General features: G+C 57.1%; 21 protein-coding genes and 1 pseudogene. 8 read left to right on the plus strand and 14 right to left on the minus strand.

What is annotated here, in order from left to right; translation table 11 throughout:
- Positions 1-2 precede the first annotated feature (2 nt).
- From imuA to CGA21_RS20575, 3 genes are all read right to left on the minus strand, one after another.
- Positions 3-620 carry a translesion DNA synthesis-associated protein ImuA gene (gene imuA / locus CGA21_RS20565; RefSeq protein WP_020795461.1) on the minus strand — a complete coding sequence of 206 codons (618 nt, stop codon included), beginning with the start codon at positions 618-620 and terminating at the stop codon, positions 3-5.
- Entirely contained in the window at positions 620-1,237 is a 618-nt protein-coding gene (lexA, locus tag CGA21_RS20570; RefSeq protein ID WP_020795462.1) for a transcriptional repressor LexA, read from the minus strand. Before lexA ends, imuA begins: the two co-directional genes overlap by 1 nt.
- A 136-nt stretch (positions 1,238-1,373) precedes the next feature.
- Positions 1,374-2,285, minus strand: coding sequence for a LysR family transcriptional regulator (locus tag CGA21_RS20575; protein ID WP_110753311.1), 912 nt, complete (start codon positions 2,283-2,285; stop codon positions 1,374-1,376).
- Positions 2,286-2,388: 103 nt separating this feature from the next.
- Between CGA21_RS20575 and CGA21_RS20580 the strand changes: the two genes are divergently transcribed.
- Both CGA21_RS20580 and CGA21_RS20585 read left to right on the plus strand, forming a co-directional pair.
- A complete protein-coding gene (locus CGA21_RS20580; protein WP_110753312.1) occupies positions 2,389-4,131 on the plus strand; it encodes an amidohydrolase in 1,743 nt (580 codons plus the stop codon).
- Between the two features lie 105 nt (positions 4,132-4,236).
- Positions 4,237-4,974, plus strand: a complete 738-nt coding sequence (locus CGA21_RS20585) for a TorF family putative porin (RefSeq protein ID WP_110753313.1) — start codon at positions 4,237-4,239, stop codon at positions 4,972-4,974.
- Between the two features lie 109 nt (positions 4,975-5,083).
- On the opposite strand, the gene CGA21_RS20590 is transcribed toward CGA21_RS20585, so the two are convergent.
- Both CGA21_RS20590 and CGA21_RS20595 read right to left on the minus strand, forming a co-directional pair.
- Complete coding sequence (locus CGA21_RS20590) at positions 5,084-5,368, minus strand: DUF971 domain-containing protein (RefSeq protein WP_188264924.1); 285 nt, start codon at positions 5,366-5,368, stop codon at positions 5,084-5,086.
- Positions 5,365-5,535 (minus strand): annotated as a pseudogene (locus CGA21_RS20595) (HEAT repeat domain-containing protein); the annotation flags it as partial. The pseudogene CGA21_RS20595 and the gene CGA21_RS20590, both read right to left, overlap by 4 nt.
- 545 nt (positions 5,536-6,080) lie before the next feature.
- Between CGA21_RS20595 and CGA21_RS30160 the strand changes: the two are divergent.
- The 5 genes from CGA21_RS30160 (at position 6,081) to CGA21_RS20615 (ending at position 10,621) form a co-directional block, all read left to right on the plus strand.
- Positions 6,081-6,209 carry a hypothetical protein gene (locus CGA21_RS30160; protein ID WP_262927139.1) on the plus strand — a complete coding sequence of 43 codons (129 nt, stop codon included), beginning with the start codon at positions 6,081-6,083 and terminating at the stop codon, positions 6,207-6,209.
- A gap of 77 nt (positions 6,210-6,286) precedes the next feature.
- Positions 6,287-7,171 (plus strand): McbB family protein, encoded by an 885-nt coding sequence (locus CGA21_RS20600; protein ID WP_110753316.1) that lies wholly within the window; start codon positions 6,287-6,289, stop codon positions 7,169-7,171.
- A gap of 43 nt (positions 7,172-7,214) precedes the next feature.
- Positions 7,215-7,943 carry a SagB/ThcOx family dehydrogenase gene (locus CGA21_RS20605; protein ID WP_317451697.1) on the plus strand — a complete coding sequence of 243 codons (729 nt, stop codon included), beginning with the start codon at positions 7,215-7,217 and terminating at the stop codon, positions 7,941-7,943.
- A gap of 1 nt (position 7,944) precedes the next feature.
- The gene (locus CGA21_RS20610) at positions 7,945-9,147 is read left to right on the plus strand and encodes a YcaO-like family protein (RefSeq protein WP_223194205.1); all 1,203 of its coding nucleotides are present in this window, start codon (positions 7,945-7,947) and stop codon (positions 9,145-9,147) included.
- 754 nt (positions 9,148-9,901) lie between these two features.
- Positions 9,902-10,621, plus strand: coding sequence for an AAA family ATPase (locus tag CGA21_RS20615; protein WP_188264925.1), 720 nt, complete (start codon positions 9,902-9,904; stop codon positions 10,619-10,621).
- A gap of 108 nt (positions 10,622-10,729) precedes the next feature.
- On the opposite strand, the gene CGA21_RS20620 is transcribed toward CGA21_RS20615, so the two are convergent.
- The 9 genes from CGA21_RS20620 to CGA21_RS20660 all read right to left on the minus strand — a co-directional run bounded on the left by CGA21_RS20620 (position 10,730) and on the right by CGA21_RS20660 (position 19,218).
- A complete protein-coding gene (locus tag CGA21_RS20620; RefSeq protein ID WP_110753321.1) occupies positions 10,730-11,005 on the minus strand; it encodes a DUF971 domain-containing protein in 276 nt (91 codons plus the stop codon).
- A complete protein-coding gene (locus CGA21_RS20625; protein WP_188264926.1) occupies positions 11,002-11,964 on the minus strand; it encodes a HEAT repeat domain-containing protein in 963 nt (320 codons plus the stop codon). Before CGA21_RS20625 ends, CGA21_RS20620 begins: the two co-directional genes overlap by 4 nt.
- Positions 11,961-12,809: an ABC transporter ATP-binding protein gene (locus CGA21_RS20630; protein WP_110753323.1), complete on the minus strand. Its 849-nt coding sequence runs from the start codon at positions 12,807-12,809 to the stop codon at positions 11,961-11,963. The genes CGA21_RS20625 and CGA21_RS20630 overlap by 4 nt, the downstream gene beginning before the upstream one ends.
- A complete protein-coding gene (locus CGA21_RS20635) occupies positions 12,809-13,591 on the minus strand; it encodes an ABC transporter permease subunit (RefSeq protein ID WP_110753324.1) in 783 nt (260 codons plus the stop codon). Before CGA21_RS20635 ends, CGA21_RS20630 begins: the two co-directional genes overlap by 1 nt.
- 138 nt (positions 13,592-13,729) lie before the next feature.
- A complete protein-coding gene (locus CGA21_RS20640; protein ID WP_188264927.1) occupies positions 13,730-15,136 on the minus strand; it encodes an ABC transporter substrate-binding protein in 1,407 nt (468 codons plus the stop codon).
- A gap of 264 nt (positions 15,137-15,400) precedes the next feature.
- Positions 15,401-15,646 (minus strand): ferredoxin family protein, encoded by a 246-nt coding sequence (locus tag CGA21_RS20645; RefSeq protein ID WP_008060065.1) that lies wholly within the window; start codon positions 15,644-15,646, stop codon positions 15,401-15,403.
- A gap of 26 nt (positions 15,647-15,672) precedes the next feature.
- Positions 15,673-17,403, minus strand: a complete 1,731-nt coding sequence (locus CGA21_RS20650) for a fumarate reductase/succinate dehydrogenase flavoprotein subunit (protein WP_188264928.1) — start codon at positions 17,401-17,403, stop codon at positions 15,673-15,675.
- Positions 17,400-18,152: a GntR family transcriptional regulator gene (locus CGA21_RS20655; protein WP_110753328.1), complete on the minus strand. Its 753-nt coding sequence runs from the start codon at positions 18,150-18,152 to the stop codon at positions 17,400-17,402. Before CGA21_RS20655 ends, CGA21_RS20650 begins: the two co-directional genes overlap by 4 nt.
- A gap of 178 nt (positions 18,153-18,330) precedes the next feature.
- Entirely contained in the window at positions 18,331-19,218 is an 888-nt protein-coding gene (locus CGA21_RS20660) for a Dyp-type peroxidase (protein WP_188264929.1), read from the minus strand.
- 260 nt (positions 19,219-19,478) lie between these two features.
- Here CGA21_RS20660 and CGA21_RS20665 point away from each other — a divergent pair, with 260 nt between their 5' ends.
- Positions 19,479-21,104, plus strand: coding sequence for an NADP-dependent glyceraldehyde-3-phosphate dehydrogenase (locus CGA21_RS20665; protein ID WP_188264930.1), 1,626 nt, complete (start codon positions 19,479-19,481; stop codon positions 21,102-21,104).
- Positions 21,105-21,116 lie beyond the last annotated feature (12 nt).

A 21,116-nucleotide genomic window follows, 5' to 3' on the forward strand; every position in this document is an offset into this window, starting at 1 on the left:
CCTCAATGCCCCACGGCGAAGGCAATCGGCGCCGAGCGGGCTAATCCGCCGCGGCACTTGAGCACCCGTAATTGCGCGGGCTTGGCATCGATGGCGATGCGCAGGGCCGCTGGCGAAGGGTTGATCGCTTCGCTGAGCGAGCGATAGGCGAACGCCAGGGTCGAGCCGGTTTCCGCCGCCACCTGCAAGCGGCGCAAGGCGCGGTCATCGGCCTTGTGCGGCCAGCACAGCACCGCACCACAACTGCCCGAACGCAGGCATTGTTCCGCCGCCCACAACGCATCGCGCTCGCTGGCCTGGATGATCGACAACTGGCGCAGATCGACCCCGGCGTTCTGCCAGGCCTGGGGGTATGGCACGCAGGGCGGCGCCACCAGCACAATGCGCTCGCCCGCCGCCGATAGCCGCGCCAGTGCTGGCCACACCAGTTGCAACTCGCCCACGCCCTGCCCGGCCAGGAGGATTTCCGTCAGCGCCGCCTCCGGCCAGCCGCCCGTGGGCAGTGCCGCATCCAGTGCGGCATGGCCGGTGGGTTGCGGGCTGGCAGCCGGCGGCGCAGGCCGGCCCCTCCAGACCTGGCCGCCATTGAACAGCGTATCCAGCGCAACGACGGCACCCATCAGCCTTGCCTCACCAGGCCGCAGAACACCCCTTCGATGGCCAGGTCCCGGTCGGCCTCGACGATGATCGGTTGATAGGCCGGGTTGCGCGGCAACAGGCGAACCTGGTCGCCGACCCGCTCGAAGCGCTTGATGGTGACTTCACCGTCGAGCCGCGCCACGACGATCTGGCCATTGATGGCCTCGGGGCTGCGGTGCACGCCCACCAGGTCGCCGTCGAGAATGCCGTCCTCGATCATCGAGTCGCCGCGCACCCGCAGCATGTAGTCCGGCACCCGCGAGAAAATCGATGGGTCGAGCAACAAGCGGCTATGGACCTCGGCATCGGCACCGATCGGCGCACCGGCCGCCACCCGGCCGAGCACCGGGATGTCCAGCAGCTCGGGACGCGGCGGCTGGCCGAGCAAGCGAATGCCCCGGGCCTGATGTGGATTGACCTCGATAAAACCGGCCTCGGTCAGCGCCAGCACATGCTTGCGCGCCACGCTGCGGGAGGCGAAGCCGAACGCCTCGCTGATTTCAGCGAGGCTCGGGGACTGACCATGCTCCGCGATTCGATCACGGATAAAAGTCAGGATGGCGGTACGGCGGGGAGTTAATGTCGTCATGGAGTACATTTGTACTCTTTCCGCAATTTCCTGGCAAGTACCTGCCCCTCTGTAGGAGCGAGCATGCTCGCGATGGTCGTCAACGATAACGCGGGAAGCCTGACACCCCGCGGCGCTCACAGGTTCATCGCGAGCATGCTCGCTCCTACAGAGGGGCCGCCAGAAACGCCGTGATGTAATCGATGAACGCCAGCACCTTGGCCGTGGCCCGCCGATGGCTGGGGTACACCGCCAGGATGTGCGGACCGAAGCTGTCCGGGTCGATGTCGTAGTCGGCCATCACCCGCACCAGTCGCCCATCGGCAATGTAAGGTGCCGCGCTCCACAACGGCGTATGCAACAACCCGCGCCCGGCCAGGGCATTGGCCAGCAACAAGTCGTAGTTGTCGCTGCGCAGGCGGGGTGCCTGGGGTTGCGGCAAGCTCAGGCGCTGGCCGTCGCGCTCGGCCCACCAGAATTCGCGGCTGAGCAAAGGATGGCGGTACAGCAACCATTCGTGCTCATCGAGGGTCTGGGGGGTGACCGCCAGCCCCTTGCGCGCCAGATACTCCGGACTGCCGCACAGCGCCAGGCGATTGCTGCCAACGACGCGGGCAATCAACCCCGGCAAGTCGTCATGCCCTTCACGCAAGGCCAGGTCGTAGCCGCTTTCCAGCAGATTGACGAACTCGTCACACAGGTCCACTTGCAGGTTGATCTGCGGGTATTGCTCGAGAAAACCGCCACACACCTGATCGAGAAAGGCCTGCCCATAGGCCAGCGGCGCGGTGATTTTCAGGCTGCCGCGCAAACCGTGCTGCAACTGCTCGATTTCCTCGCCGGCCTCGTCCAGGCGCTGCAAGACCTGGCGCGCGGTGTCCAGGTACAGCCGCCCGGATTCCGTGAGCAAGATCCGCCGGGTACTGCGCTCGAACAATCGCGCGCCGAGTTCCGCTTCCAGGTGATTGACCGCTTTGGTCAGGGCCGACGGGGTCTTGCCCAATTGCTCGGCGGCGCGACTGAAGCTGCCCAGTTGCGCCGTGACCACGAACATTTTCAGTGCACCCAGTTTGTCCATTCTTTTTCCATTCAGGCAAAAGCGTTTTTCGTGAGCGAGGCGTTCTGCCGAGCACGGCGAGCCACTAATCTGGCCATCAGACGCAATAACAAGGAAACATTCAATGAAAAGATTCATCCCGAATCTGTTGCTGGTGGCAGTCAGTTTTGCCTCGTTGGAAGCCATGGCCGCGACTGACCTGGTGCTGTTCAACGGCAAGATCTTCACTGCCGACCGCAACCAGCCCAAGGTCCAGGCCCTGGCCGTAAAGGACGGAAAGGTGCTGCAAGTGGGCAGCGATACGCAGATCAAGGCCCTGATCGATGCGCAAACCAAGGTCGTCGACCTGGACGGCAAGACCCTGATGCCAGGCCTGATCGACAGCCACTCCCACGGGATTTTCGGTGGATTGGAGAAGGTTTCGGCCAACATGGAAGACGAGGTGGTCGACCTCGATGAGCTGGAAAAGCGCCTGCGAGCCTGGCGTGACGACGGTAAGGCCAGGCATGGCGATGTCCTGAGCGTGGCCGGCATGAGTTCGGCTTATTGGGCGCAGGCCGAAGCCTTGGGCAAGCAGTTCAACAGCGGCGAATGGGCCGACACAGCCGTGGTGTTCACCGGCAGCGACCACCATACGGCGTGGGCCAACAACGTCATGCTCAAGCGCGCTGGCGTCGATGCGGCGTTGCTGAAAAACCTGCCGGACGCCGAGAAAGACACCATCGGCAAACTCGCCGACGGCAACCCCAACGGCTTCCTGGTGGACGCTGGTTGGGACCGGGTCGCTTCGAAAATGCCGGCGCCAAGTGCCACTGACATGCTCAAGGCGGCGCAAACCGCCGTGAGCTACAACAACAGCCTGGGCATCACCGCCTGGATGGACCCGGCCGCCAACGCCGCGCCCGGCGAACCGATATTCGCCCTCAAGCCCACGGAAAAAACCGTCGGCGTGCTGCCGGTGTACAAGGCCCTGTCCGAAAGCGGCGGTATGACCGCTCATGTAGCGGCGCTGTTGGTAGCCAACGGCAAGAGCGTTCCCGCCGATCTCGATACTCTGGACAAGGTCCGCCAGCAGTTCCAGGGCATTCCCAACCTGACGCTGCCCGGTATCAAGATCTTCGCTGACGGCGTGATCGAGTACCCGGCCCAGAGCGCCGCGATGATCGATCCGTACACCAACTCGCACAAACCGGGCGAATTGTTGATCGATCCGAAGCATTTCGGCGAGCTGGTCAGCGCGATCGATCAGCGCGGCTGGCTGGTGCACATTCATGCCATCGGCGACCGCGCCGTACGCGAATCGCTGAACGGCATCGCCCAGGCGCGCAAGGACCGACAGAGCGGCGTGACCCACTCCATCACGCACCTGCAGATCGTCAATCCGAAAGAATTCGCCCGCTTCAAACCGCTCGACGTCATCGCCTCGATGCAACTGCTCTGGGCCAGCGCCGACGATTACACCACGGACATGATCAAGCCTTACGTCAGCGCCCTGGCGTTCCGTTACCAATACCCGGCGCATTCTTTGCTCAAACAGGGCGCGACCATCGCCGGGGCCAGCGACTGGCCAGTGTCTTCGCCCAACCCGTGGAACGCCATGGCCCAGGCCATGACGCGGGTGGGTCCGCTGGGGGTGCTCAACGCCGATGAACGCATCGACCGCGAAGCCATGTTCTACGCCTACACGCTCAATGCCGCGCGCACCCTTGGCCTGGACAAACAGATCGGCTCGCTGAGCGCCGGTAAACAGGCCGACTTCATCGTCGTCGACCGTGATGTGTTCAGCGTCGACGAAAAAGCCCTGCACGACACCCAGGTGCTGCAGACCTGGTTCGCCGGACGTCAGGTCTACGCGCCAACCCTCTAATAAAAACCTCAGTCACACACCTCTCCGACCTCGTGTTTTCAACACGAGGCACGGCTCAGCCTTGTCCGATTTCTGCCCATAACAATCACAATAGCGGGACGTACCATGAAAGCTTTCACCCTGTTCGCCCTCGGTTCCTTGAGCCTGCTGCCTTTGAGCAGCCAAGCCATCCCCTTGAATGATGATTTCGCCTTGTTGCTGGACGTGACCCTGGCCAGCGACTATCGAACCCGCGGCATCTCGCAGACTCAGAACGACCCGACACTGCAAGCCGGCGCAACCCTGGCCCACAGCAGCGGCCTGTACCTGGGCGCATGGACCTCCAACGTCGACTTTGGCGGCGGCCTGAAAACCCGGCAGGAGGTCGACTACTATGCCGGTTGGTTGTGGCAGGCCACCGATGACGTCAGCCTCGACCTGGGCTACCTCAAATATTCCTACCCGAAAGAGAGCCAGTTCAACCAGAGCGAGGCCTACGGCATTCTCAGCGTCTACGGGGTGAAACTCGGTGCCTATTACTCCGCCGATGCGCCGGGTATCGATAGCGAGCAGAACTCGCTCTACAGCTATGTCGGTTACGAAACCGAGCTGCCCTACGGCGTTGGCCTCAAGCTGCGTTACGGCGACATGGACTTCAAGGACCCGCAACTGTACTCACGCTCGGGTGAGGCTGAAGACTCCTACCGTGAGTGGGAGATCAAGCTGACCCATGAACTGGCGGGCATGATGCTGGGCCTGAGCTACATCGACACCGACCTGTCGAAAAGCCAGTGCCTGAGCAATTGGGGCTTCGACGATGTGTGTAGCGCGACGGTAGTGGCGAGCGTCAGCAAGTCCTTCTGATTGCCCTGGCCTCCTGTAGGAGCGAGCATGCTCGCGATGGACTCAAGAACGCCGCGTTTAACCAGGAACCACGCGTTAACGTTAACGACCATCGCGAGCATGCTCGCTCCTACAGGTTTGGAGTTAATCCTTCGAGATAGGCCCATGGATATATTCCGCGTTCATGCCCATCACTGAACACCAGTTGCAACCCATACCCCAGGGAATTCACCTCGATCAGCCGAACGCGGGCATCGACCAGCGGCGCCATCCCGCGCAATCGAAACGCCCGGCATTGCGAACACGGGCACTGGCGGCGCAGCTCGGCATGGTCCAGCCACAGCTCGCGGCCATCCGGCCAGTTCAGTCGCAGCTGCTGCCTGCTCCGGGAATTGCCGATGGCCACCGGGTTCATTGCAGCTGACTCAGGGCAATGCGCACCGCCTTGCGCACTTCCGGATCACCATCGTCCTGGGCGGCCAGCAGCGCTTAAATGGCGCCTTTTTCATTCAACTCGCCGAGGGCCAGGGCGGCTTCCTTGCGCAGGTTGCTGATGCGGTGGCCGAGGGTTTCATCAAGCGATACTTCTATTACGCAGATCAAACAAATACTCACTCTAGCTTTGTGCAACCAGTCGTTTTCAGCACTGAAGAGTATTTTATCTAAAAGCGAAAACTACCGTCTGTCGCTTTCTTGGAAAAAAGAGAGGCTCAACAAAGCCCCCCCACATCAAAAAAACAGAAAACCGCACATTTTTTCCTACATAAAATCCTTACCTACGCCAGCAAATTTCTTTCCCATCTCCAAAAACTAAAGCTCAGTTTTTTAAAGACTTTTAAAGCTTTTCACACCCACACTCGAAAAACAAACAAACTTCAACTCCCAAAGTCATGTAAGACCCGTCCTAAAATACACAGGAAACTTCCTACGACGTAAAAACCCTACCACTTGCACCAAAAACCAAAGGAGCCTAAACCTAACAACACCACTTAATTCCAAGTGGCAAACACAACGAGTGACAACAATGAAAAACAATGAGCTTGGAAAGATACTCTTCAACTTCAGAAGTGATTATGGCTCAAGCACTAATCCTCAAGTAGCTGGAGGCTCGGGAGGCCAAGGAGGATGTGGGGGTAGTGGTGGGTGTGGTGGAGGGGGCGGATGCAGCGGTGGTAGTGGTGGAGGCCCTGGTGGATGTGGCGGGGGTGGGGGCACTGGTGGCGGTAGCACTGGCGGCTCTAAAGGTACGTAATTGAAATCCTATACCAAGGCTGGCCGTAATTTATAGGCAGAAGGATCTTTCACCACGAAAGGTCCTTTTAGGAGGAGTCACATGCAACTGACATTTTCAGATTTTGACATTATAAATCTGCCACCAAACGAGTCACTAATAATATCCATGACCGGAACATCGAAAACCGAATCAAAAAGTCTACTAAATGTCCTGCGAGAACTAAAAAAACAGAATGCACCTAACATCTCAAAATCACAATTCAATAAGATAGTTGCCACGCACGAACTACCACTGAAAGACACTTATTTATTTTTGAGCCAGGCGATAGGACTAAAAAACCAACCCCCGGAAATATATTTCAAACAGGTGCTGATAGCACATGACTGGTGCAACCGAGATGAACTTGAAGCGATAATCAATCAAGAGATAAAACACAAACATGAAATAGTCAGCGAAATGGACTCCTTAATTGATCGCACGAAGGGTGATGCATTCCTAATCATAATAATTTGCACGCAATATAATTACTTGAAAATCAAAAAATTATATTTTCGTTTAGCAGAATCATCTCCGAGCAGCGCTATCTCAGTAGCATATTTTAGCGGTAATAACTTCCGCATTAGTCAACCGTACATCCCCATTATTGGTAACCCCTGTCACTTTTGCCTTATAGAGAGGCAATTGAATTACGAAAAAATCAACGAAAGCCGAAACACTTGGTCTGCATTGATGAATTTCTGTGTTGATCGAAACGTACCCATACCATCACAACAGTTGACTTTACTACAGAAAAATCTAGCGATAGGCACTCTGATAAAGAAAATTAAGCTTCATACTGAGCACAATCAAGGCTTCAGATATCAGGACAATTCTCTCTCATCAATGACCGTAGATCTAAACAGCGGATTGATTTCGGAAGAGTTATGTCCTCACTGGCATTCTTGCACCTGCCTGAGATCTAAATATGATAAATATCCCGCATGACTACTACATTAAATTTCTCGACCAAAAAGTATACGAGGACGTCTTGGAATTTCACAACAAAGGGAATTTTACTCTCCATGAATGCGTCAGCAATATTTCTTTACTTCATAACTTTCCAGCACATTTGCTCTCCGACCTGACAGGCAATGAACTGCAAATATACCCCGACCTGGATATCACCACGGCGGGACCTACACTCGACGCGCTCGCACCTTCCAGCCCACTCTATCGAAATCAATCATGCGATTATTTCGATACAAGAGGCATTGCCTTCGAATCAATAAAACAATTATTAAGCCCACTTCTTAGAAAAGACGAAACTTCGTACAAGAGAGGTTACCCGAGTGCTGGAGCACTCTACTCAGTCGAAGTATTCTGCTGTTCCCTATCATCCAATAACACATGGCCCTGCCCTGAAAAAATATTACACCTACTACCAAACTCAAGAAAACTTGAAATAGTACAGAACAGTTACGACAACAGCCAAATGATAGAAGCAATATTACCTAAAGGAAATAAAATTGGTAATCCCAGTATAGCAATTGTTTATGCGATATATATGCCAAAAACGCTTTTCAAATATCGCTATCGCGGATACAGGCTAGCACTGATGGAAGCCGGATCAATGTACATGCTAGTTGACCTTCAATGCAAACATGTAAATCTTAAAAGCCGTCAATGGTCGGGATACACCGACAACATGTTATGCAGAGCAATGGGACTAAATCCAACTCTATTCTATCCTTCAAGCGTACAATTAATTGGTGGCTAACATGAAAATTTCAACACACAGCAATGAACCGTCGCTACCTGGGCAAATGTGGTATCAGCCCCCTTGCATTCTCGAATTCCCTTTTTGCTCAGAGATCAGTGATCAATGGAACTCAATAGGCTCAGGCATTGGCACAAGCTCTACATCAGTAAAGACCGCCTTAGGTGAGTACTTCGAGAGACGTCACTTTTATCTAGAAATACTTCCAGACAGCTATTCGAGCCTAGGGAAAAAACTCACAACAAAAGAGGTTGAGAAATTCATTAAGGCGTTTAATCAAACCGCTTCAAAAAACACCAACCTAACGACTTTAACGAAACACAATTTCAATATGACAACCGTCCTACGCATTTCTGATTTTTCAGCTTGCGCTATTCCAACTGTATGTATTTCTCTAACTCATGACAAAAGCGATGACAATGATATATACCCCCATCGTGACACTTGCGGTTGTAGCTTCCATTGGAATTCCAATGCTGCCGTTCTTGGCGCTATGAAAGAATCACTTGAACGGCAATTCCTCACTCGATTCTGGCTAACCAATCAATGCAAAGGAACGATCAAGCTAAATGAGATATCAACGACGATAAAAGCGCTGCCTTCTTATGGTCTTTTCAACGTCCTGAGAAAATCAGGGAAGTTGTTAACAATTGACATTTCTGACGAAAATTTTCCAGGAACATGTCTACTGACAATTTACGGCAACAACGACCCAGCTCGAAACGTTCATTACTGCGCAGGTATGTCTTACTCGGAAAATCGAACCGACGCGTTGGACAAATCCATCCTGGAGTTATGGCAAACTTTTAGATTCATGAATCTATTCAGCGTGTTACGTGGTAATTCCGACTCTCTTAAAGACTCTTATATTCGTCACTTTTTTGGGTGCAACTCATACAAAACCTTTGAGGAAATTGCATTAAAACTCAATTACCAATCCATGCCGAAAAACAAACCAAAGCCATCAAGAATAAACATTAAAAGCCTTACAAAAAGTTTAAAACAACAAAACATTGAAGGATACCTTTATATAAAAGCAACTAAAATAGACGGTATAAAATACACATTCTGCAAATTCATCTCACCCTCATTATTTATGCACATGAACAACTCAAACAACATAAACCTTGACAACGAATACTCAGCCCCTTTTCTTTCAGCGGTACACGAAGATAGAAAAAAAACAATGGTTCCATTCCCGTAGAGAAACCGATCATGACCAAAAACATATTTCTCAGAACGCTATCCCTAACATCCATTTTTATAAAAGAGCAATTAAAAGAACCGATTGCTTTCTTTTGGATTATGATATCACCCTGCGCTATGTTCTATTTTTTTGCAGTAACTAGGCAAGACACCAATTACTTTTCGAACAATTACACATCGATCTCGGCATGGTTCTATGCCTACATTTCCTCAAGCGTCGCATTATTTGGATTTTCTTTCTACATCATCGGAAGAAGAGAAAGCGGATTCACCCGATCATTTATCTACTCCCAGGAATCAAAACTCGTATTTCTTTTGTCGCATTTTCTTGCATACTCCTTAATATCAATAGCGTATTGCACAACTTTTTACCTGACAACCAAACTCCCGTTTGGAGACTATACCCCAATCGAACTATTGGGTATCGCGCTCCGCTTTTACATTTGCTTTATCATGTTTTGCGCTTTTGGCGCAGCGTTTTCATTGCTGCCAATCAACTTTCAAAACTCAAACACATTACTCTCCATTTTTTCGTTCTGCATGTTAATTCTGGGAGTGATGAGCGCCACTAGAGACGATTACATTACCAACCGCTTGAATCTGGCAAACCCTTTAACACTTGCAAATCACTTAATGGAAAGCGACCTTGAATCCAACAAACTTATAACAACAACAATAGTTATCATATTTATAATAACACTACACAAAACATACAAACACCTAAGAATCAATCCAGTATGGAGTCGATATTAATGAAACAATTCAAAGCGCAGGATATTGACTTATCCTACCCCGATAGAGCTCTTTTGACCCAAGCCTCCCTTGAAGTATCTCAGGGTGACATTGTTGGTATTCTAGGACCCAACGGATCTGGTAAAACGTCTTTTTTCGATATTGTTTGCAATCTGAAAAAAGCAAAATCCGGTTTAATCAAAAACGACTTCAGCCACCTTTTATATCTTTCTCAAATCATCAGCACTCCTCCACCGCTTCGCATGCGTGATATTTTTAAGATGGTCACTGCTTTATCATCAAGCGAACCCATGACTTATGATACAACGCTGGAGAAACTATCTGCATGGAGCCCTTTGATAGTCAGCCGCTACCAAGACATATGGAACAAGAAATCGGCATTGTGCAGTTACGGCGAGACACGCTGGTTCTTTACTCTCACTCTCCTTTCAATTTCTGCAGACTTCGTGATTCTCGACGAACCTACTGCCGGTGTAGATCCAGAGTTTCGCCACTATATATGGCAGTGCCTTCACGGCGCTGCAAAGGAAGGCACTGCCATCCTGGTTTCTTCTCACAATGTTGAGGAGGTGATCAGCCACTGTGATTATTTCTATATGATCAGCCAGCAACGCTTCAATCGTTTCGCCAATGGAAATGAATTCACGCATCGGTATGGAGCAAAGACTGTGGATGATGCGTTTATTCGAGCCGTTACTGAACCTGTATTCGCAACTTAAGCACTGTAGGAGCTGACGAGTGAAACGAGGCTGCGATCTTTTGACTTTGTTTTTAAAAGCAAGATCAAGAGATCGCAGCCTCGTTTCACGAGACAGCTCCTACAGGGTTCAGCTCAGGCTGGAGAGGTAGGCCCAGGGATAGATCCCGCGTTCGTGGCCATCACTGAACACCAACTGCAACCCATACCCCTGCGAATTCACCTCGACCAACCGAACGCGGTCGTCAACCAGCGGCGTCATCCCGCGCAAGCGAAACGCCCGGCATTGCGAACACGGGCACTGGCGGCGCAACTCGGCATGATCCAGCCACTGCTCGCGGCCATTCGGCCAGTTCAGTCGCAGCTGCTGCCTGCTGCGGGAGTTGCCGATGGACAGCGGGTTCATTGCAGCTGACTCAGGGCAATGCGCACCGCTTTGCGCACTTCCGGATCACCGTCGTCCTGCGCGGCCAGCAATGGGGCGATGGCGCCTTTCTCGTTCAACTCACCGAGGGCCAGGGCGGCTTCCTTGCGCAGGTTGCTGATGCGGTGGCCGAGGGTTTCGATCAGCGCGTCCAGTGCCTGGGCGTAACGCAAGCGGCCGAGACTGCGGGTGGCGCGAAGGCGCACTTGCCAGTAATCGTCGCTCAGGGCTTGGACCAAGGCAGGGCCGGCGTCGATGTGGCCGACCTTGCCCAGGGTGGTGGCGGCTTCCTCGCGCACTTGCCAGGCCTGGTCCTGCAAGGCTTGGCGCAGGGCCGGCAGCACCTGCTCGTCAGACGCCAGGCCGAGTGCGCCGGTCGCGGCGCGGCGCACTTCGGTGTCCGGATCGGCACTGGCCAGTCGAGCCAGGGCCGACAAGGCGTCGAGCTGTTTGAGCCAACCCAGCACGCCGACGGCTTCACGGCGGACATTGGCCTCCTGATCGCTCAACGCAACCAGCGCCGCCGGGGCCGCTTGCGGGTAGCGCAATTCACGCAAGGCCCTGAACGCAGCGATGCGCACGCCGATGTCGGCATGCCCGGTCCACGGCAGGATCACCTCACCCGCCGCTTCGCTCTTGAGCAGGCTGAGGCTTTGCGCCGCGGCGGCTTGCACCGCAGCCGATGGATCGGTCAGGGCCTGGCACAGCGCTTCGACCACAGGCTCGTCCTCCCAGGCTTCGAGCAACCGCGCGGCTTCGGCACGAACGTCTTCGGCCGGGTCTGCGGACAATCGGTTGACCAGCCACAGCAGGCCGTCCGGCTCTTCCAGGTCGGCCAGTTCGATCAGGGCGATGCGGCGCACGCCGGCATCGTCGTCGGTCAGGCGTGGTTGCAGGGCGAGAATGTCATCGTTATCGGTTACATCGAAGAGTGAGGTCATAGGGCAAATCGCGGCAGTTTGTTTTCTGGAGGAAGTCCGAGAGGGTTAAGGCGTGGTAATTGCCGACCGTCTTCGTGACGCAGTAATTCAAGGCAGTGACGCTTCAAGCGGGAGAACTCGTGGCTGGTCACCAGTTCGGTGGTGCGTGGCCGGGGGAAATCCAGGCGCAGGTCTTCGATGATCCGACCGGGACGCGTGCTCATCACCAGCAGGCGGTCGGCGAGGAACAGCGCCTCGTCGATGTCATGGGTGACGAACACCACGGTGGTGCGAATGCGCGTCCAGATGTCCAGCAGCAGTTCCTGCATGTTCAAGCGGGTCAGGGCATCGAGAGCGCCAAAGGGCTCGTCCATCAGCAACAAACGTGGGCGATTGACCAGCACCCGGGCGATCTCCACCCGTTGTTGCATGCCACCGGACAACTGATCCGGCCAGCGCTCGGCGAAGCCTTCAAGGCCGACCAGGGCGAGGATTTCATCGGCGGCCTTGTCCCGTTCGGCTTTACCGATGCCGCGCATTTTCAGGCCGAACGCAATGTTGTCGCGCACCGTGCGCCAAGGGAACAGTGTGTGCTGCTGAAACACCATGCCGCGTTGAGGCGACGGGCCGGACACCGGCGCGCCATCAACCTTGAGGCTGCCATCGCGCGGTTGCAGATGACCGGCCAGGGCGCCGAGCAAGGTCGACTTGCCACAACCGGACGGCCCGAGGATGCACACGAACTGCCCCGGTTCGATCAGGCAATCGAGGCCCTGCACGGCTTCGAAGGCCGCGCTGCCCTCGCCCAGGCTGATCGACAAACCGCGGATATCGATCCGCCCTTCGGGCTGTAGAAAAACACTCATCAGGCTTTTCCTCGTGGTCGATGCCAGGGCGTGAATACACCGCCCAGGCGTTTGATCAGCAGGCTGCTGCCCATCCCGAGTACGCCGATCAGCAACATGCCGACCACAATGTCGGGGTAGTTCTGGATGGTGTAGGACTCCCAGGTGTAATAGCCGATGCCGTATTGGCCGGAGATCATCTCGGCGGTCACCAGGCAAAACCACGACGTGCCCATGCCGATGGAAAGGCCGGTGATGACGCTCGGTGCGGCCCCCGGCAGAATCACTTCCAGCAGCATCGCCCGTCGCCCTGCCCCGAGGCTTTTCGCCGAAGCGATCAGCCGTGGATCGACGCCTTCGACACCGTGCACGGTATTGAGCAGGATCGGGAACAAGGCGCCGGTAAAGGTGATGAAGACCATCGACAGCTCGGACGAGGGGAACATCAGGATCGCCAGGGGAATCCAGGCCACGGCGGGAATTGGGCGCAGCACTTCCAGCGGTGGCAGCAACAAATCTTCGGCCCATTTCGAGCGACCGATGGCCAGGCCCAGGGCGACGCCGATCACCAATGCCGCGAGGTAACCGGCGAAGACCCGGCTGAGGCTGCTGCCAAGGTGTCGGGCGAGTTTGCCGGAGTCACCGAGGCCCAGTGCCGCTTCAATCACGGCAAGGGGTGTCGGGACGTTGGCGAAGGTCACCAGGCCGAGGTTCCAGTGGTGGCTGGCGGCGAGTTGCCAGAACAGCAGGCAGAGCAACAGCGAGGCGGCTCGGGGGAGCCATCGGTTAAATGATCCGTACACAATAATTCCTCTCCACCAACATCACTGTGGGAGCGAGCCTGCTCGCGAAAGCGGTGGGTCAGTCGACATCGATGGTGGATGTCAGTACGTATTCGCGAGCAGGCTCGCTCCCACAGGGGGATTGCGGGGCTCCAGGGGTTAGCGCGCGGCCACGGCTTGCGCCGTGGCATCGGTGAAATCGAACACCTTGCCGCCCTGGGCCGTGGCGAATTGCTGGGCCTGGCCCTTGAGCAGAAACGCGCTGAGGCGTCCTTTCGCATCGCTGGCAAACCACGCCTGGTCGGCCAGCAACTTGATCCCGCTGTCACTGGCCTGGGCATACACGGCGCGGATGTTCTTGCCTTCCTGCTTCAGCGCGGCCAGCGCGGTGAATGCCGCTTGCGCCGAGGCGTACTGACGGACTTTCGGCTCGCCGCGCACCCAGATCTCGGCCACGTGGCTGAAGTCGGTGATGGCCTGGCCACTGCCTGCATCGACGGCCTTGAGCGGCGTCTGCTCGTAATTCGCCAACTGCGCGCTGTAGTCCAGATTGGACGCCTTGAACGCGGCGCGAATGTATTGGTCGTCGATGAAGGTATTCAGGTCAAGACCGCGATCAGCCTTCTTCAATAGCTTGAGGGTGTCGATGGCGGTGCCGACGGCCTGGCGGTATTCCGGTTTCCAGGTCAGGTCGCGGGTCTGCACGCCGAGCGGGCCGTGGAACAGGTAGTTGACCTCCGCATCGACCCCGGTGACCTTGGCGATCAACTCGCTGTACTTCTCGGGCTCGGCGGCCAGCAGTTGGTTGGCTTCGATGCTCGCGCGCAGGTAGGCGACGACGATTTCCGGGTATTTTTTCGCATAGGCCTGGTCCACCAGCGCACCGTGGAAGGTCGGCGCGCCAGCCTGGGAACCGTCGTAGATCTTGCGTGCGAACCCCCGGCTCGGGAACAGTTCGGCGAACGGCACGAAGTCGGCATGGGCGTCGATCTTGCCGGCCTGCAACGCGGAACCGGCGACTTCCGGTGGCTGGGCAATGATGTTCACGTCCTTGAGCGGGTCCCAACCCTGGGCCGCCACAGCGCGCAGCAACATGCCATGGGCAGTGGACGCGAACGGAACGGAAATGGTCTTGCCCTTGAGCTCGGCCAGTGACTGCACGCCCGACGCGCTCGGCACCACGATGCCGTTGCCACTGCCCTGAGTGCTGCCCGACAGCACGCTGATGAACAGGCTGTGCTTGCCGGCGGTTTCAAACGCCACGCCGTTGAACGACCCGGGGAAATCGGCCATGGCGCCGAAGTCGAGCTTGCCGGCGACCATCTCATTGGTCAGCGGCGCGCCGCTGGTGAAGTTCTTCCACTGCACCTCGTACTTGGCGTCCTTGTACTGGCCATCGTGGGGCAGGTATTTGTCCAGCAGGCCCAGCTCGCGGATCAACAGGCCGCCCGCGGCGCAATTGATGGTGGTGTCCTGGGTGCCGATGGCGATGCGGATGGTTTCGGCTTGCGCCGACAAGGTGAATGAGGCCAGTACCAGACCGACCAAAGCTGCGCGCAATATCATGAGTGTTTCCCCTCGAATCATTCATAGGATGTTCGTCTCCGCCACGATCAGGGCGTGGTGGGAAACGAGGGGTGTTTTTCAATTCAGCGTCCGGTGTTGCCGGATGGCATTTGGGTTACAGGTTTTCCGGTGTACAGAAGACTTGCGGCTGGCGTCGATCCACTGTAGGAGCCGGCTTGCTGGCGATGGCGGTCTGCCAGTCGATAAATCAGTTGCCTGATCCACTGCTATCGCCAGCAAGCCGGCTCCTACAGGTTCGGTGTTTCAGCGCAACAAATAGGGAATGTCTACTTTCACCGCCCCAGTCGGGCAGTCCTTTTCGCACGGCATGCAGTACCAGCATTCATCGAAGGCCATGTAGGCCTTTTGCGTGGCCGGGTTGATCGCCAGCAAGTCCATCGGGCAGACGTCGACGCACACCGTGCAGCCCTTGTGGGCGATGCAAAGGTCCTCGTCGACGGTGACCGGTGCATTGGAGCGAAAGAATATTTCCTGGGGTTGGTAGGCCATTTCACGGTTTCTCTCTAGTGTCATGCTCAAGCCGCGTCGGCACCGACCCGCAACCGGTCGTAGGCCTGCATCTCGTCGGCGTCCAGCGGGATGATGTAAGGTTCGACGGCTTTCTTGAAACTGGTCATCACGCCGTTTTCGCCCTTCTTCAAGTGGCAATGGCAGAACCAGTCGCTGTCGTCGCGTTGCGGGTGGTCGACCCGATAGTGGTAAAGCCCCCAGCGACTTTCGGCGCGGAACAATGAAGCACGGGCAGCCATTTCGGCGCAGTCGCGGATCATGCTGACTTCCATGGCGCGCATCAGTTCGTGGGCGTTGTGGGCCTTGATCTGATCCAGGTCACGCTGGATGTCGCTGAAGCGTTGCAGGCCGATCTGCATCTTCTTCGTCACTTTCGGCGGCTGCAGGTAGTCGTTGACGAAGCGGCGTAGCTTGTACTCGACCTGGGCCGGTGGCAGGCCGTGCTCGCGGTCAAGGGGGGCGTAGACTCGCTGCTTTTCAATTGCGATCTGTTCGGCATCGAGCGCGGAAAACTCGCGTCCGGCGACAAAGTCCGCCGCGTTGGTGCCGGCAAACCAGCCATAGGTGAACGCACCGAGCATGTAGTTGTGCGGCACCGCGGCCATGTCTCCGGCCGAATACAGGCCCTTGACCGAGGTCTCGGCCTTCTCGTTGACCCACACGCCAGACGCCGAGTGTCCGCTGCAAAAACCGATCTCGGAGATGTGCATCTCGACCATCTGCGTGCGGTAGTCGGTGCCGCGATTGGCGTGGAACTGACCGCGACTCGGGCGCTCGTTGCTGTGCAGGATCTCTTCGATGTTCTGGATGGTTTCTTCGGCCAGGTGATCGAGCTTGAGGAACACCGGGCCGTTGCCACTTTCCAGCTCCTGGTGGAACTCCCACATCATCTGGCCGCTCCAGTAGTCGCACTCGATGAAGCGCTCGCCCTTATTGTTGGCGGTGTAGCCACCCAAGGGACCGGTGACGTAGGCGCAGGCCGGGCCGTTGTAGTCCTTGATCAGCGGGTTGATCTGGAAGCATTCCAGGTTCGCCAGTTCGGCTCCGGCGTGGTAGGCCATGGCGTAACCGTCGCCGGCATTGGTCGGGTTTTCGTAGGTGCCCATCAGGTAACCCGAAGCCGGCAGGCCCAGGCGTCCGGCGGCACCGCAGGCGAGGATCACGGCCTTGGCCTTGATCACATGGAAGTCGGCCGTGCGGCAATCGAAGCCCATCACGCCGTTGACGGCGCCCTCTTCGTCCTTGAGCAAACGGGTGCAGACCAGGCGATTGGTAATGCTGACCCGCGCCCGCTTCAACTGGCGATACAGGACTTTCTTGATGTCGTGGCCTTCCGGCATCGGCAGCACGTAGGCGCCCATGTGGTGGACCTTTTTCACCGCGTAGTCGCCGGTCTCGTCTTTCTCGAACTTCACGCCCCAGCGGTCCAGCTGTGAGAGGGTCTCGAAACTGTGGGTCGCGTAGGCATACACCGCAGCCTGATTGACGATGCCGTCGTTGGCGATGGTGATTTCCTTGGTGTACTGCTTCGGCGTGGAGTGGCCGGGAATGATCGCGTTGTTGAGGCCGTCCATGCCCATGCTGATCGCGCCGCTGCGCTTGACGTTGGCCTTGTCGATCAACAATACCCGCAGATCGCGGTTGCGCTCCTTGGCCTTGATCGCCGCCATCGGCCCGGCCGTGCCGCCGCCGATCACCACGATGTCGTATTCCTGTTCGAGAGTCGTTCGGGTCATGCCTGCGCCCCTTTTTGCCGGTCGATCCGCAGGCGGTACTGGAAGGCGTCGCCACGGTAGTAAAGGTGTTCGAAGTCCACTGGGCGGCCTTCGGCGTCGTGGGTCAGGCGCTCGATGCGCATGATCGGCGAGCCGGCCTCGACGTTCAGCGCCTGGGTCAGGTCGCTGTCGGCCAGTACTGCATCGATGGCCAGGTCGGCGTGACCGAGGGACAGTCCGCAGTCGTTTTCCAGGATCAGGAAAATGTCGCGGGTTACCAGATCGGCCTTCTCCAGACGCTCGCCAAGGGCTTTGGGCAGGTAAGTGATTTCCAGCGAAATCGGTTCGCGGTTGATCAGGCGAACCCGCTTGATCTGCGCCACGGTCTCGCCTTCGGCGACCTGCAAGCGATCGGCGACCAGCTTGTCGGCAGCGATGAACTTGAAGCTGCGCAGGCGGTTGATCACCTCATATCCGCGACCGGTCATGGACTCGGCCAGGCCTTGCAAGGTGCTGACGTTCTGGAAGGTTTTCGGCTTGGCGACGAAGGTACCCTTGCCGTGGATCTTGAAGATCAGCCCTTCCTTCTGCAAATCGCCGAGAGCCTGGCGCACCGTGATGCGACTGACCTTGAACAGTGCACCGAGCTCGCTTTCGGAAGGCATCTGGCTGTCTTGCGGGTATTCACCGTCGAGGATGCGCGCACGCAACACATCGCGCAGTTGGGTGTGCAGCGGAACGCTACTAAGCGATAGAACGTTATCGGTCATGAAGATCACTTGTCATAACGAGTTATGACGTGATCTTAGAGTTCTAAGGAATGGCTGAGAAATACTGTTTGGGCATAAGGTTAGATGGAGATCAAAAGATCGCAGCCTTCGGCAGCTCCTACAGGTTTATGCGTTCCACCTGTAGGAGCTGCCGAAGGCTGCGATCTTTTGCTTTTACTCAGCCGATGCGCATGGCGCGCAGGTCCAAACGACCATCCTTCAGTGGCGGGCACCAGTAGTAGCCACCGGTGATCGGCCGGCTGATGCGGTACAAGCCGTCGGTGATTCCGTCTTCCAGCCCGCTCATGCGGCGCAGTTGGGCTTCGAAGGCGTCGAGGGAAAAACCGAAGGCCAGGAACATCAACCCGGCACGCTCGCCTTCGATCCACGGCATCGAGCGGCGAACCACGAACGCCTCAGGGGCAAAGCTCTCCTGGGCGGTGCGTTTGACGTGGGCCGAGATCGGTGCGTCGTCGAGTTCTTCGTTATCGCTCAGGCGACGGCCCATGATGTCATCCGTCTCATGGGACGCCATTGCACGAAAGCCCTTGAGGTCATGCTGCCATTGCTGGAGCGCGGCAAAGCTGCCGCCCACCATGCCTTCGGCGCCTTCACCCACCAGCGCGGCGGCCGCGGCAGCTTCGTCACGGGGGTTTTCAGTGCCGTCTTCGTAACCGGTCAGGTCATGGCCGTCACGGTGACGGAAACCCTCGGTCACTTGCACCAGGCGCAGGGCCGGGGCCAACGCTGCTTCGAAGGCGTGGCTGCGGTTGAGCAGTTCGCCACGGTCGGTACCGTGCAACCAGCACCAGAGCGCCTGTTGCGTCGACGGGTTGTCGACGCCGACACCGCTCAGCGCTGGAAACGCCCGCAAGCCTTCGACATGCCCGCCGAGGGCCTTGACCAGGGACTCACCGAAGCCGACCACCACCGATTTGCCATCCACCAGTTGCGTCAGCTTGTCCAACGCAGCCGGCAGCGCCGCGGCCGATTCCAGGGCGAAGAACATGTGACGGGCGAGAGGCGGAACAGGGGTGGCAAGAATGCCCGGCTGGTAGTGACTCATGTGAACTCCTTATGAAAGAGCGCGGAGTTTAACCTCGGCACCAGCCATTGTGTGCTCCCAGGTCAAAAGATCGCGTTTCACCCCAACGCCGATTGCGGTCTACGCTTGAAGCACAATAATCACACCTTCACCCCTCTATTCTGCCCATCAGCGCTCGATTGCAGTTAAAAAAACTCATCAACAAGGCGTATAACCCTTGAACTGGATTCTTCAACGGCTAGCCATAAGCGCACGGCTGACATTACACACGGGGTAGCGACATGACGACCGCACAGATTCTTGGCAACCTGTTTCCCGACGCCGGCAGCATCCCGGAAAAATACCGTCTCGACGGCCAGACCGAACAACGCGAGTACCTGGTCGATGGCGTATTGAAAACCTGGCCAGGTCCACTCGCCCAGGTGCGCAGCCCGGTTTACCTGAGCGGCCCTGATGGCGATGAACAAGTCATCCTCGGCAGCACGCCGTTGCTGGATGCCGCCACCGCCTTGACCGCCCTCGACGCCGCCGTGCGTGCCTATGACCGCGGCCAGGGTTTGTGGCCGACCCTGCGCGTGGCCGAGCGCATCCAGCATGTCGAGACCTTCCTGGGGCGCATGCGTGAACAGCGCGAAGCGGTGGTGAAGCTGCTGATGTGGGAAATCGGCAAGAACCTCAAGGATTCGGAAAAAGAGTTCGACCGTACCTGCGATTACATCGTCGACACCATCAACGCCCTCAAGGAACTCGACCGCCGCTCCAGCCGCTTCGAACTGGAGCAGGACACTCTCGGTCAGATCCGTCGCGTACCGCTGGGCGTGGCGCTGTGCATGGGGCCCTACAACTACCCGCTGAACGAAACCTTCACCACGCTGATCCCGGCGCTGATCATGGGCAACACCGTAGTGTTCAAGCCGGCCAAGCTTGGCGTGCTGCTGATTCGCCCGTTGCTGGAGGCCTTCCGCGACAGCTTCCCGGCCGGGGTGATCAACGTGATCTACGGCAGCGGGCGTGAGACGGTCAGCGCGCTGATGGCCAGCGGTAACATCGATATCTTTGCCTTCATCGGCACCAACAAGGCCGCCAGCGACCTGAAGAAGTTGCACCCGCGCCCTCACCGCTTGCGCGCGGCATTGGGACTCGACGCGAAAAACCCCGGCATCGTCCTGCCGGAGGTGGACCTGGACAATGCGGTGACTGAAGCGCTCACCGGCTCCCTGTCATTCAACGGCCAGCGCTGCACCGCCCTGAAGATCCTGTTTGTCCACGAAGACGTGGTCGAGGCCTTCATCGAGAAATTCAACGCCAAACTGGCCACGCTCAAACCCGGCATGCCGTGGGACAGTGGCGTGGCGCTGACACCGTTGCCGGAGTCGGGCAAGGTCGATTACCTGCACTCGCTGGTGGCCGATGCCGTGGGCAGGGGCGCGAAAGTGGTCAACCCCAATGGCGGCGAGGCGCGCGCGTCGTTCTTCTACCCCGCCGTGCTGTACCCGGTGACGCCGCAGATGCGGGTCTACCAGGAAGAACAATTTGGCCCGGTGGTGCCGATCGTGCCCTATCGTCATCTGGACACGGTGATCGACTACGTCCTCGAATCGGACTTCGGCCAGCAACTGAGTATCTTCGGCACCAACCCGGTGGCGGTCGGTCGACTGGTCGACACCTTCGCCAACCAGGTCGGGCGCATCAACCTCAACGCCCAATGCCAGCGCGGCCCGGACACCTATCCGTTCAATGGCCGGAAAAACTCCGCCGAGGGCACGCTGTCGGTGCACGACGCCCTGCGGGTGTTTTCCATTCGCACGCTGGTGGCGACCAAATTCCAGGAGACCAACAAGGATCTCATCAGCGAGATCATCAGCGGCCGCAGTTCAAGCTTCCTGACCACTGACTACATCTTCTGAGGAGAGCCGACC

Origin of the sequence: Pseudomonas sp. PSB11, assembly GCF_014596605.1 — a bacterium.
Taxonomy (GTDB): Bacteria; Pseudomonadota; Gammaproteobacteria; order Pseudomonadales; family Pseudomonadaceae; genus Aquipseudomonas; species Aquipseudomonas umsongensis.

Bases quoted from the DNA above. Each gene is read 5' to 3' on its own strand.
- imuA (WP_020795461.1), bottom strand. From the start codon at position 620: ATGGGTGCCGTCGTTGCGCTGGATACGCTGTTCAATGGCGGCCAGGTC.
- lexA (WP_020795462.1), bottom strand. From the start codon at position 1,237: ATGTACTCCATGACGACATTAACTCCCCGCCGTACCGCCATCCTGACT.
- CGA21_RS20575 (WP_110753311.1), bottom strand. From the start codon at position 2,285: ATGGACAAACTGGGTGCACTGAAAATGTTCGTGGTCACGGCGCAACTG.
- CGA21_RS20580 (WP_110753312.1), top strand. From the start codon at position 2,389: ATGAAAAGATTCATCCCGAATCTGTTGCTGGTGGCAGTCAGTTTTGCC.
- CGA21_RS20585 (WP_110753313.1), top strand. From the start codon at position 4,237: ATGAAAGCTTTCACCCTGTTCGCCCTCGGTTCCTTGAGCCTGCTGCCT.
- CGA21_RS20590 (WP_188264924.1), bottom strand. From the start codon at position 5,368: ATGAACCCGGTGGCCATCGGCAATTCCCGGAGCAGGCAGCAGCTGCGA.
- CGA21_RS20600 (WP_110753316.1), top strand. From the start codon at position 6,287: ATGCAACTGACATTTTCAGATTTTGACATTATAAATCTGCCACCAAAC.
- CGA21_RS20610 (WP_223194205.1), top strand. From the start codon at position 7,945: ATGAAAATTTCAACACACAGCAATGAACCGTCGCTACCTGGGCAAATG.
- CGA21_RS20615 (WP_188264925.1), top strand. From the start codon at position 9,902: ATGAAACAATTCAAAGCGCAGGATATTGACTTATCCTACCCCGATAGA.
- CGA21_RS20620 (WP_110753321.1), bottom strand. From the start codon at position 11,005: ATGAACCCGCTGTCCATCGGCAACTCCCGCAGCAGGCAGCAGCTGCGA.
- CGA21_RS20625 (WP_188264926.1), bottom strand. From the start codon at position 11,964: ATGACCTCACTCTTCGATGTAACCGATAACGATGACATTCTCGCCCTG.
- CGA21_RS20630 (WP_110753323.1), bottom strand. From the start codon at position 12,809: ATGAGTGTTTTTCTACAGCCCGAAGGGCGGATCGATATCCGCGGTTTG.
- CGA21_RS20640 (WP_188264927.1), bottom strand. From the start codon at position 15,136: ATGATATTGCGCGCAGCTTTGGTCGGTCTGGTACTGGCCTCATTCACC.
- CGA21_RS20645 (WP_008060065.1), bottom strand. From the start codon at position 15,646: ATGGCCTACCAACCCCAGGAAATATTCTTTCGCTCCAATGCACCGGTC.
- CGA21_RS20650 (WP_188264928.1), bottom strand. From the start codon at position 17,403: ATGACCCGAACGACTCTCGAACAGGAATACGACATCGTGGTGATCGGC.
- CGA21_RS20655 (WP_110753328.1), bottom strand. From the start codon at position 18,152: ATGACCGATAACGTTCTATCGCTTAGTAGCGTTCCGCTGCACACCCAA.
- CGA21_RS20660 (WP_188264929.1), bottom strand. From the start codon at position 19,218: ATGAGTCACTACCAGCCGGGCATTCTTGCCACCCCTGTTCCGCCTCTC.
- CGA21_RS20665 (WP_188264930.1), top strand. From the start codon at position 19,479: ATGACGACCGCACAGATTCTTGGCAACCTGTTTCCCGACGCCGGCAGC.